Origin of the sequence: Chroococcidiopsis cubana SAG 39.79 (assembly GCF_003991895.1) — a bacterium.
Taxonomy (GTDB): Bacteria; Cyanobacteriota; Cyanobacteriia; order Cyanobacteriales; family Chroococcidiopsidaceae; genus Chroococcidiopsis; species Chroococcidiopsis thermalis.
The window spans coordinates 1-11,721 of sequence record NZ_RSCK01000058.1; the positions used below are offsets into that span (position 1 = coordinate 1).

The 11,721-nt window shown below is 43.9% G+C and carries 12 protein-coding genes; 3 read left to right on the plus strand and 9 right to left on the minus strand.

What is annotated here, in order from left to right; translation table 11 throughout:
* Window positions 1-44: 44 nt before the first annotated feature.
* Entirely contained in the window at window positions 45-881 is an 837-nt protein-coding gene (locus tag DSM107010_RS25320) for a TnsA endonuclease N-terminal domain-containing protein (protein ID WP_106169305.1), read from the minus strand.
* Window positions 882-1,279: 398 nt separating this feature from the next.
* Between DSM107010_RS25320 and DSM107010_RS25325 the strand changes: the two genes are divergently transcribed.
* Window positions 1,280-2,002, plus strand: a complete 723-nt coding sequence (locus DSM107010_RS25325) for a Uma2 family endonuclease (RefSeq protein WP_127024192.1) — start codon at window positions 1,280-1,282, stop codon at window positions 2,000-2,002.
* A gap of 11 nt (window positions 2,003-2,013) precedes the next feature.
* Complete coding sequence (locus DSM107010_RS25330) at window positions 2,014-3,216, plus strand: tyrosine-type recombinase/integrase (protein WP_127024195.1); 1,203 nt, start codon at window positions 2,014-2,016, stop codon at window positions 3,214-3,216.
* A gap of 694 nt (window positions 3,217-3,910) precedes the next feature.
* Here the strand turns inward: DSM107010_RS25330 and DSM107010_RS25335 are convergent.
* The 4 genes from DSM107010_RS25335 to DSM107010_RS25345 all read right to left on the minus strand — a co-directional run bounded on the left by DSM107010_RS25335 (window position 3,911) and on the right by DSM107010_RS25345 (window position 6,947).
* Window positions 3,911-4,093: an IS1 family transposase gene (locus DSM107010_RS25335; protein ID WP_127024198.1), complete on the minus strand. Its 183-nt coding sequence runs from the start codon at window positions 4,091-4,093 to the stop codon at window positions 3,911-3,913.
* Window positions 4,094-4,400: 307 nt separating this feature from the next.
* Window positions 4,401-4,625 (minus strand): IS1/IS1595 family N-terminal zinc-binding domain-containing protein, encoded by a 225-nt coding sequence (locus DSM107010_RS43105; RefSeq protein WP_422387896.1) that lies wholly within the window; start codon window positions 4,623-4,625, stop codon window positions 4,401-4,403.
* A 363-nt stretch (window positions 4,626-4,988) separates the two neighbouring features.
* On the minus strand, window positions 4,989-6,086 hold the full coding sequence (locus tag DSM107010_RS40005; RefSeq protein WP_199755730.1) for a sensor histidine kinase: 1,098 nt from the start codon (window positions 6,084-6,086) through the stop codon (window positions 4,989-4,991).
* Window positions 6,087-6,254: 168 nt separating this feature from the next.
* The gene (locus DSM107010_RS25345; protein WP_106167430.1) at window positions 6,255-6,947 is read right to left on the minus strand and encodes an IS6 family transposase; all 693 of its coding nucleotides are present in this window, start codon (window positions 6,945-6,947) and stop codon (window positions 6,255-6,257) included.
* Here DSM107010_RS25345 and DSM107010_RS25350 point away from each other — a divergent pair.
* On the plus strand, window positions 6,923-7,258 hold the full coding sequence (locus tag DSM107010_RS25350) for a hypothetical protein (protein ID WP_181246345.1): 336 nt from the start codon (window positions 6,923-6,925) through the stop codon (window positions 7,256-7,258). The two genes, DSM107010_RS25345 and DSM107010_RS25350, sit on opposite strands and share 25 nt — an antisense overlap.
* Window positions 7,259-7,462: 204 nt before the next feature.
* On the opposite strand, the gene atzF is transcribed toward DSM107010_RS25350, so the two are convergent.
* The 4 genes from atzF to DSM107010_RS25370 all read right to left on the minus strand — a co-directional run bounded on the left by atzF (window position 7,463) and on the right by DSM107010_RS25370 (window position 11,684).
* Window positions 7,463-8,863 carry an allophanate hydrolase gene (atzF, locus tag DSM107010_RS25355; RefSeq protein ID WP_199755731.1) on the minus strand — a complete coding sequence of 467 codons (1,401 nt, stop codon included), beginning with the start codon at window positions 8,861-8,863 and terminating at the stop codon, window positions 7,463-7,465.
* Between the two features lie 25 nt (window positions 8,864-8,888).
* Complete coding sequence (locus DSM107010_RS25360; protein WP_106167441.1) at window positions 8,889-9,755, minus strand: ABC transporter ATP-binding protein; 867 nt, start codon at window positions 9,753-9,755, stop codon at window positions 8,889-8,891.
* Between the two features lie 66 nt (window positions 9,756-9,821).
* On the minus strand, window positions 9,822-10,598 hold the full coding sequence (locus tag DSM107010_RS25365) for an ABC transporter permease (protein ID WP_106167432.1): 777 nt from the start codon (window positions 10,596-10,598) through the stop codon (window positions 9,822-9,824).
* Between the two features lie 30 nt (window positions 10,599-10,628).
* Window positions 10,629-11,684 carry an NrtA/SsuA/CpmA family ABC transporter substrate-binding protein gene (locus DSM107010_RS25370; protein WP_106167433.1) on the minus strand — a complete coding sequence of 352 codons (1,056 nt, stop codon included), beginning with the start codon at window positions 11,682-11,684 and terminating at the stop codon, window positions 10,629-10,631.
* Between the last annotated feature and the right edge of the window lie 37 nt (window positions 11,685-11,721).

Genomic DNA, 11,721 nt, shown 5'->3' on the forward strand with positions numbered 1-11,721 from the left:
CTGCCCACCTCTCTGCTATTAACGCTTGTAATGCTTAACACACCTTACTTTTCGCTTTTCTTAGTGCCATTCGGTGCTGAAACCTCAGCTAGTCTTTCGTAGGCTATTGCCATTTCTCGGTCGAGAAAAACCTTGACTTGCTGCGGCTCTGATAATCTAGCTGCATCCAGGTTTACGTAGAGATAACCGAGCGCAATTAGCGTGTAGAAGTCGTCTAGTGTCGCGAATTCAGCTTGCCCAAACAAGTTTGTCAAGCTAATGCCTGGGTTGGCTTCTACAGTCGCTCTTATCCTTTGACAGATCTGTTCGTCTACTGCTTGTGCTGTCAAACTCAAGTAGTCTTCCAACCAGATAAAGTTTTGTTGGAACGTCCAGCTAATTTCTCTACTAGACCAAACCCTGAAGTACAGCCCTAAGTGTCTGGCATACTTTTCTCCAGGTGGACATCGCCACTGCCCATCTTCTTGGCGATAGCGATTGGGGCTATTTTTTGAAAGCCTAAATAAATCTGGCTCGGACTTGCATTCTTCCCAACCCGCAGCATCAGTGCGTATGATGAAGAAGTCGGGAGTGTATAAGTGACGATTCTGCCGACCGCTTTTCGAGCGATAGCAAAGTTCTATCGGAGGTGGTTGGTCATAGAACTCTAAAATATTTGGGTTGTGTTCTAACTCGTAAATCCGTGCTAGCTCGTGTCGATGGGACTCGAACTGGATTGTGACCCCCATCTTCCTACTGGGATAATTGCCACAGACATTTCTTCTGCCACCTTGGACTCGGCGCGAAGGCGCAGCAACACGAATTTGGGCGATTGCTGTGGCAGTTGTTTGGCTCAGATGAAGAGACTGACACCAGTTGTCAAATTCTTGGCTATCAAGCATGAATCTGACCTCATTGCAGTTAGAGTGGTTGATTCATCCTCACACCTAAGCTAATCTAAGCACGGACGTAGCAAATTTTTAGTCAAATTGATTCAAATGTTTGTCAGCTTTAGCAATTTCAAACAAAACTTGAGGTTGCTTAAATCCTTTTAACTTTCGGACAACTTATGGCTGAGTTTTCGACTTTCGGACAACTTATGGCTTGATTTCTTTGTTATCAAACAAAATTACATGACCTGATTATCGATATTTCAGCCTACATTTTGGACAAGTTATGCCTACAATGTCGGACAATTTATGAGTAAAATCACAATTGAAACCATAAGTTGACCAACTCATAAGTTGACCAACTCGGGTTTCTTCGCTCATCGAGATGAGGCAGATTGCCTTCAGCAGCTATGTCCAATGAAACCGCAATCGGGCAGGAAAAATACGTAGTAGACTGGACAGCGCCAGAACCCCCAAGCGATTTGATTTTTGATGATGGAGAGCCTTTGGAGACTAACCGCCACCGGATTGCGATGAACGTGTTGATCGATTCGGCGCTGTCGGCACTATCTGGGCGATCGGACTTTTTCGCGGGCGGCAATATGTTCGTCTACTACAGCCGCAATCAAGCAATGAATCGTGACTTTCGCGGTCCAGATTTTTTTGTTGCCTTGGATGTAGACGGTAAGCGCGATCGCCAGGGCTGGGTGGTGTGGGAAGAAGACGGTCGCTATCCCGATGTCATTGTCGAATTACTGTCGCCGAGTACGGCAAATGTGGATCGTGGGGTGAAAAAAGATTTGTACGAACGGGTGTTCCGCACTCCAGATTACTTTATCTACGATCCTTTTGCTGCCGACTCCTTACAGGGATGGCACTTGGAGTTAGGGCGCGGCTATCAGCCCCTGATCCCGAACGAGCGCGGTTGGTTGTGGTGCGAAACTTTACAATTGTGGCTGGGGACTTGGAATGGTAGTATCCGCCGAGAGCCACCCACAGGAACTTGTGATTGGCTGCGCTTCTACGATCGCGCCTTCAATTTAGTCTTGCTACCAGAGGAAGTCGAAAAACAAAGGGCAGATAGACTGGCACAAAGGCTGCGGGAATTAGGCGAAGACCCCGATTTAATTTAAGCATTACCACAATGGATATTAGCGATCGCCTACCACCCATCAAAGTAATTTCTCTTAATTCCGATCGCGTGGATGTTGCGCCCTCAGCTCAACCCAGACGGGGTAGAGCTGCCAAAATTGGGACGGCACTAACCGATCTCCGCGTAACTAAAGTTAGAGAGTTTATCAACAGTAACAACTTAGCACCTAACTCGCGCAAGGTTTACGAACGAGAACTGAGGCGCTTTATTGCTTGGACCGATCTGCTGTGGGGAGAGATTAAACCGCGCCACATCGCCCAGTACAAGGCTTATTTGGTGGAAGAAGTGCAGTCTCAATCGGGCAGCTCGCTCTCCAAAAGCAGCATCAACAGCGCGATCGCTACGCTCAAAAGCTTTTTTGGCTGGCTAGTGCTAGCCTATCCTGACATTCTCGCCGTCGATCCAACTGCTAGCGTGAAGCTGGAGAAGATTCCTCTACCCCCTGCTCAAAGTTTGACAGCCGAGGAAGTACAGCGAGTTTGGGCAGCGACTGAGTATTTGGGCGAGACCAAACAGCGGGATCTAGCTTTACTCCACATCTTGAGTCACGGCTTGCGGGCAGGAGAAATTGTCAGCCTCAATGTCGGTGCGTTTGATGGTAGGTTAATCTTTGTGGCAGACACCAAGACAAACGAGCCACGATTAGTACCGTTGCGAAAACAGAGTCGCGAGGCACTCAAAGAGTATTTGTCATGGCGCGAATCACAAGGAGAAGAGATAACAAGCGATCGCCCCTTAATTCTGTCTCATCACACCACCCGTAAAGGAGAGCGATTGAGCTATCATGGCATCTACTTTGCCATCGAAAAGATCGGTGAATTAGCAGAAATTCCCCAGCTACACCCACACTCGTTCCGTCACACCTATAGCACCGAGTTGTTGCTGATGGGTGTCGATCCGACTCATGCTAGAAAATTGACCGGACATCAGAGCGAGAAAGCTTTTCGGCGCTACACCCTGCGCGGCGAACAAGAGGCGGCGATCGCTGCTTACTACCGTGCAGTTGGGGAAGAAATGGAAAAACAAGATTTAGAATGGGAATGCTCTCATTTTATTAAAGGTTCTAACCTCACCACTGCTTCCATATCACTATCCGCCTGCTGTTACTTGCTCCTTAAATCTCTTGACAGCACCCGTACATCGGCAAATCTCGTAGCTCTAATTTCTAGCTTCTTGCCTGTCCGAGGTTTTTAATTTCAAGAAGTTGCACAAGCTCAGCTTTACGGAGTTTTGTAGCAGCTTTAATCCCCTTTGACAAGGCTTTTTCCCGCAGTTGAGCAAAAGACAAATTAGTCATTATAAACCTTTGAATGTACAAGTTATTGGTTCTTTAATTAACAACACTAGTGGTACTGGGTTACTTAAATATAATACTTTAGACAGAGTTAAGTAAGATTGATAATTAATGAATTATATAAACAAACTTTATCAATAAAAAATTGCGCTGTTCGTAAATCCAATAGCGAACAGAGAAATTATTGATTGAAAGAGCTAATAAATTCTGGAAGCGTAACAAAACAGTATGCTTTTGTAATATGAGTTTAACAATAGATAGCTTAATGAGAATTAGCAACAAGAGAGTAAGTTTATAAGCGGTTTAAATCTCAATAAACGAGTCATTCAGAAAAGATGTATTTCAATGTAGTATGAATCATGCTGTTTTGTTACACTTCCGTTGAGCTTTTTGGAGAATGATAGACTTGCTCGAACCTATCGAGAAATCCGTTGTTTTAACGTATTATTGAATTGTTCAATATGATTAGTTTGACCTGATTTTTTACTAATAGAGCGATGACGTTTGTGGGAAACTACTGTAATGTTACGCCTGCCAAAAATCTGTATAAGCAGTGGCACATTGCTGATAAATATTTGGTGAAGAAGCCCACAGTTAACGAGCTAATTTTCGAGTTCTATCTCCAATAAAACAACCGACAATTTCTGGACTATTACGGTCGATCGCTAACCAGATATAAACATCGTTTTTCTTACTATTAACGAATAAGCACAACTCATCACATTCAATGGTTAGTCTACCTAGAGGCTTTCCCGAAACCCCTACCTGGCGAGGCATCCGGCACAGCCTTTAATTGACATAATCTTGTAACCAGGACCAGCTGACTTGGGTAACTCTAGCAATTCCACGAGCGTGATATTCTCTCTAGTAAGATTCTATCAATTAACTATTTTGTTTTTTTTAAAATAGTTGTTTTAGTCGGATTGTCAACTAGGGCAAACGCATCTTGTCAATAATAGGGAAATGTACCAGCTTATTGAAAAATTTGCTAATAATTTCAGCTTATTGACAATAAAAATCTCCATATATGGCGTGGGAGAAAGTTGAAAACACTATGTATATTCTCTAGAAAATTTAGATGCGTTTACCCTGGATTGTCAACAAATTGACGACTACAGCTTTTACACTGATATTTTGGCTTGCCATGATGAACTGAGCCATTTTTAATCATCTGCTCAGAGTTACAGGTAGGACGGACTCGTTCTGAAGGTTCTTCACATATTTTTTGGAATAGTTCTATCACCTCTGGTGTCCATTTAGGTAGTAGTAATACAAATGAATAAAATAAGAACGCTAAAATTGTTATCATCAAAAATACTAATTCTGGGCGAGTATGTGAGGATTATTTGTACTAGCTAATATTATATAGGCTACTGAAGGGGCAAGAATTACAACTCACCACTATTTCCATATCACTACCAAGAGGGGCATAAGAGGAGACGACGAGAGCAACTGGTAGCAGATGCGACATGTATTAACCGTAACTACTTTGCCAACTTAGCTAACTAACCCTCTCATATCACTCTAGGTAAGAAAAAATCTTCCTAAAATTTCAGAACGCTTGCTGTGTATAACTTTCACGCTCTTATTCCTAACACTTTCCTTCGTTTGTAGCAGCTTTACCACACTCTTTATCTGAAGCAGGTTCCAGAATTTACTACCACTAAAGTGATTAAAGAGGGCTAATAGGCAACTTAACGATAAAACTCGTCCCCCTGCCTTCCGCACTTTCAACTTCAATCGTCCCATGATGTGCTTCAACAATACCTTTGACTAAAAATAATCCTAATCCCCATCCTGTTTGCTCTCCAGCGGATACGGTTCGACGAAATTGTTGGAAGAGAATGGATTGAGCGTCTAAAGCAATCGGAGCACCTTCATTGTGAACCGTGAGGCTGATATGCGTTTCAATTTGTTGAAGCGTGAGTATGATTGGCGTATTAGGAGCACCATACTTGACAGCATTAATCGCTAAATTTTCAATTACCCGTCGGATCTCTTTAGGGCTACATTTACTTCTGATCTCAGCATCGGAGACTATAACAAACCGATCTCCGTAAGCAAAGCTCAAATCCTCTACTACATCCCGAACAATGCGATCGAAACTGCATTCTTCAAATTCAAGCTTTAAGCTTTGTCCCGATCGCAACCGACTAGCATCGAGCAGATTTTGAATCATTGAATCCAATCGCTCGACCGCACTTAGCATTTTCGCCGCGATATTTGCGTGAGTATCTCCTTGTTCCAGCCGCCGCAGAGTTAGCTGTGTCCCGATTCTTATGATATTGAGCGGATTTCTGAGGTCATGACTCAGCGTTACCGTAAATAGCTCTTGAATGTCTCGCAGTGTGCGGGAAAATTGAGTTGCCGCATCGTTAACGGCTTGTTCAATAGAGTCAATAATAATGTCTCGTTCCCTTGGCTCTAGAGGCGCTTCTTCCTCCAAAACTTGAAAGATGACTTGACGGAGAATATGGTACTCAAAAATGAGTTGCGTCATGCTGTAGTCGGCGAAACCTGCCCGCTCCTGCCCATGCTGTTTGCTAATCCGAGTATTTTCTAGCTTGTCCGCTTCTATTCTGGCAGGTATCCTTTCAATCTCAGTTGATAGTTCATCTACTAATTGGTTTAGATACTGGGGTAGTGAATTTTGTAAGATAAGGGAGTTCTGATGCAATGATGCGCTGATTTCATCACGCGCCCGCTTCTCCCAGATTCGCATAATTCTCTGAGCGTGTTGCTTGAGACGATTGGAGTTTCGGTTCGACATTGTTTTTGATTTTCTATATGAGGTCGAAAATATAGGGTTCGTGCAACTAAGTGCAGCCTATGGTTGAAACAACTGTAATGTATAGCTTCTAGCTACAGGCATTGTCAACTTAACAGAATAAATTCAAAAATCGGCACGATGATTCCTGAGTAACCAGTTTAGCTCATGTTAAGCAGCAGATTTCAGACAAGCGACTTCTCGCCAATCCTCAAATCGTTGGCGTAGTTGTGCTCTGTATCGTTGCGCGGTAAGTAGATGTTGCTGGGGGTGAAAGTGCTCTCGAATTGGACTAAATGCAGATAGAAATCGTTGTGCTTGCCCTGGAGATTTGAATTTGGGCATCCGTCGCTCTCGAACTCTTGTGGGTTGATGGGAGTTCTCGCAAAGGTTGTTTAATCCTTTATGCGCTCGATGCTCCACGCTCTTGAGCACTTGTTTCTTCGCTGCTTCATAGCTCTTTAACTTATCGGTGACGATCGCGCGTGGCACGAAGCCTTGTTTCTTCAAGAGTTTACGGAAGAATCGCTCTGCCGCCTTCGTGTCCCGATGTCGTTGCAGCAGGACATCCAGTACGTTCCCCTCCGCATCCACCGCTCGCCACAAATAGTATTGCTGCCGTTTAATCGTGACCACCACTTCATCTAAATGCCACTTGTCCGCAATATAAGGACGTTGGCGCCGAAGTTGATTCGCGTATTGCTGTCCAAACTTTTGACACCATTCCCGAATCGACTCGTAGGTTACCTCAATCCCACGGTACAGCATCATTTTCTCTATGTCTCGGTAGCTCAAGGGAAAGGTGTAGTACAGCCAGACGCAGTAACTGATGATTTCTGGTGGGAATCGGTAACGGGAGTACATGGACAAGCAGTCGCGAACCAAGTGGAAGTATTACAAGTATCCTGCTTCCAGCTCAAGTTGACAATACCATTGAGCAGCAACAACACTTTGATCGGGCAGATATTGTCATGATTACAGACGGCAAGTGCGACGTGCAACGGGAATTTTTAGAGCAGTTAAAAGTCAAGCAGCAACAGCGAGAATTTAGTATTTATGGAGTCTTAATCGGTGGTGCGGACGAACGGCAGATGAAGCAATTTTGCGATCGCATCTGGGTTGTTCAAGATCTTGTTAGCGATGAGGTAGCGATCGAGGAGCTGTTTTTGCTATAACCTAGTCAACAATTTTTATATGTTTACTGTATGCTATATGTAATTTTCTCTACCTCAATTCACCTATGAGATTTTTTTGACGAGTTCTTCAAAGTATTCATAGCAATCTCCTTCTAGACTACTACTTGAATTGTCTAAAACCTGATGGAGGATTTTACTGATGCTGACAACTCGTCACAAAGACAAAGCAGCAGAAAAACTTCCTCATTGAATACTGGATACAGCGTCCGATTTCACTGTTCTATGGCGATGAAAAACCGCCCCTAAGTCAACGAGATGCTGTTCGCTGAAAGGAGGTGCTATTAGCGTTATTCCAGCAGGTATCCCATTGTGTTGAAATCCATTCGGTATGGCTAGAGCGGATAAGTCTAGTAAATTTACGAAGTTGGTATAGTAGCCTAGATTGGCATTCAACTCTAGTGGATTATTTTCTACTTCAGCAATGCGGTAAATAGTACCAGTAGTGGGCACGACTAGAACATCAATCTGCTGCCAAACTGGACTGATAGTTTTCTTTAGATCGGCAAGGTGATATAGTCCTTTAAACACATCGGCTGCTGTAAGCTGCTTTGCCGATAGGATGATGTCGCGGGTAATTGGTAGTACTGCCTGCTGATTTGCCTCAATAAAAGCGCCAACCGAAGCATAGCGTTCAGCAATCCAAGGACCTCGAAACAGCAAATCATTCGCTTCCATGAATGGAGTATAGTTAATGGGAATGCAAGTTCCACCCATATCGATCAAAGTTTGGATCGCTTCTAAAAATAATCCTTCAATATCCTTATTCCCAAAAAACTCTTGATGCTCCGAGAGGGGCACACCAAACCGAAACGCCTGTCCTGAGTGGTAAGATTCCAAGTTAGCCGGAGGATTTGCTTCATGCCGAGAGAAGGAATTTTGCGGATCGAACCCTTTGGCGATTTGTGCTATTTTCCAAGCATCCTCAACATTCAGTGCAAATATGGAGACGCAATCGAGCGTGCGACAAGCATCTACAATATGAGCGGTACTGAGCAGTCCACGAGTTGGCTTTAACCCAACGATATTATTAAAGCTAGCCGGAACACGACCAGAACCTCCAGTGTCTGTGCCTACGGCAAAGGAGACAAGCCCAGTTGATACAGAAACTGCGGCTCCAGAACTAGAACCACCTGGAATGTAATCGCTACCAAATGGATTACGGGGTATGTCAAAACCCGTACGAATTCCAACCAGACCTGTAGCAAACTGATCGAGATTTGTTTTGCCAATCAAAATTGCTCCAGCATTTATAAGTGTTGTTACTACTGGATTTGTATAGTCGGCAATGTAAGTAAACCCAGGACAGGCGCAAGTAGTTGGTAATCCTGCTACATCAATGCAATCCTTAACGCTAAATGGAATTCCCCACAAAGGTAGCCGAGTTCGCACATTCACAGGTAATTGCTCAAGCTCAGATACCCGTGCCAAAACAGTCTGCTTCGGCTGTACGTATGTCCAGATACCATCAGTACCCCGTGTAGCAATGCGCTGAAAAATTATTTCAATGACTTCTGATGGGGAGAAACGATGAGTATGGTAACCGCTTATAAGACTGGCAATATCCAGCGTGTCTAGTAAATTCATAAAGCTCATCATAAAAACTCAGACCTCATAAACGCTTGCCGCTTTGTCGCTCGAAAACCAGTAAACTTTCCTGACGAACCAAGTCAAAACATCTGCGTTTTAGTTCTGCAAAGTTAGGTTCCAGCGTCAGTTCTGGATGCCTCGGTCGAGCTAAATTTACTGATAAGTCTGCTAGAATATGACCTGGGTTAGCGCTCATAATCGCCACTCTATCCCCTAAAAAAATTGCCTCATCAATATCGTGGGTCACAAAAACGACAGTTGTTTTGAAATCCTCCCAGAGTTTCAAAAGTTGCTCCTGCATCAAAATTCGCATTTGGGCATCTAGTGCACCAAAGGGTTCATCCATTAGTAAAACACGAGGATAATTTACCAGTGCCCGAGCGATCGCCACTCGTTGTTGCATTCCGCCTGATAGAGTCGCGGGATAGTTGTTTGCAAAGCTAGTCAGTCCGACCATCTCTAAAAATTCTTTGGCAAGCTTATGAGCCTGAGTTCTTGATTTTCCAGCCATTCGCGGTCCGTGGGCAACATTCTCCAAAACCGTTTTCCACGGAAACAAGGATGGGTGTTGAAATACCATGCCGCGATCGCCACCTGCCGTTTGAATTACCTGTCCATCAACCTGTACTGTACCGTCCGTAGGCTGGACAAACCCAGCAATCGCATTGAGAATAGTTGATTTACCGCAGCCAGAAGGTCCAATCAAACAAACAAATTGACCTGGATGAATGTCAAGCGAGACGCGCTCGACGGCGATAAAGCAACTCTTGCCTCTACCATAAGCAATGGTGAGGTCTTGGATTTGAATATGCCCTTGGATTGCATCAAAACCAGCTCTTCTTCGAGTCAAAACAGTATTCGAGCCTGAGAATAATTTTTGGTTATTCATAATTGAAAATTGAGATAAAGCTCCTGTCATACTTCATCAATAGAACTTTTGTATTTAAAAAGTTAGCTACGTCCACCAAACTACTCTCTTCGACAGAGAACCGAAAAGCCTATCTGCCAGTGCTGAAATTATTCCTAAAATGATTAATCCACCAATAGTTTGTCCAACCTGTAAGTTTTGCTGAGCAATTTCAATCCGATAGGCAATTCCTGAAAACGTTCCTGCTAGCTCTGCCGCAACCAAAGTGTAAAATGAGATACTAACAGAGGTTCGTAACCCAACAAGAATATATGGTAAAGCGCCAGGAAGCAGCACCTCCGGCAACATTCGCTTTTCTGGTGTTCCCAAACATTGGGCGGCTCGGGTCAGGGTTCGATCGACACGTTGAACGCCCAAATGAGCTGAAATCCAAACAGTAAAAAAGACACCCCAGAAAACTAAAAACCACTTACCCAGCTCTGAGAGACCAAACCAAAGGATTACAATTGGTACAAACGCAATGGGTGGAATTGGTCGTAGAAGCTGAAAGATGGGAGTCAATAGATTAGATAAGCATTGGTAACGCCCAGTTAGAATACCAGCGATAATACCTGCAATTGCTCCTGCTGCGAACCCAATAACAACCCGCGAGATGCTCATCAACACGTCTATTATCAGCGAACCGTCTTTCGCCCATTGATAAAGCGAAACTGCGACTAAACTAGGTGGTGGAAAAAGCACAATATTGGTCAATCCAGACCGAGAGACAATTTCCCATAAGCCCAAGAATATTGGTAGAGATAGAAATCGAGTGACTTGATTCAGAATTTGCTGTCGGGATGGTTTAACAGATTTATTATTCATCAGTGCCAATTATGCCATTGGTATAGGATATTAGAGCGAAATGTTTACTCGCTCTGGAGCAACACTCTGCAGCGGCTGTGGGTAAATTACTTTGCTAAAATCAGGCATGGTTGCTCCTGGTGGATGACTACCACTGTCGAGCCGCCACTGAGCATGTGTCTTTAAAATATCCAACGTTCTTCGATCCAGGGCAATTTCGTACACGTAGTCATTCCAGATAGCAGCGAGATCGTTTCGCTCTATATTCACGGCATTCGCCACTAGTGTAATTGCATCTTCTCGGTTATTTCTCATCCACTCCTCAGCATCAAGGAGTGCGCGGAGGAAGTTTTCTAATACAGCAAGTTTCTGCTCAAGGTAATCGGCCGTCGTAACGATGTTAAAAGTCTCAGAATAAATCCCTTTTGTATCTAACTTAACTGCTTTGCTACCCAAAGCTTTCAAGCCATTATAAATGTGTGGTTCCCAAGTATTGTAGGCATCAATACTACCCGATGTTAAAGCTGGAATCATCTCTTGAGGACGTAGATTGACCAGGTTAACATCGTTAGAAGATAACCCTGCCCTCCTAAGTAACGCTATGGTATACACTTCTGCGCCAGTACCAGATGTATAGCCAATACGTTTACCTAGCAGATCGGCAATTGTTTTAATCCTGGCATCGGTTGCTGCTAGCGTTTTTAAATCTGAGTATTCCATTCGAGCTAGAAATGCAATGCGCTGATTTGCCATTGCTGCCGCTGTTGTTGGAGCCTCAGCCGTGGTTGCAATATCGGCACCTCTACCCACAACAGTTTCCAGACATTGTTTACCTGAAGTAAAGTTACTAACTAGAACATCTAGTCCACGAGCATCAAAGAAATTCTTGCCCTTGGCGACGATCGTCACTCCTGAGATAGGTGATAGATTTTGAGCAAGCCTGACGGTTTCTTTTTTTGACGTAGGAGTACTCTTTAAAGCCGCATTACTACTATTTATGCCGCTTTCTGTTTCTCGACTACAACTGACAGTTGAGAGTAGCGTGCTGATGGCTAAACTAGAATATTTAAGAAACTTGCGTCGATGTATATTCACGAACGAATCCATGCTGAACCATCCTCTAAGCTCTTTAGAAGAGAAACAG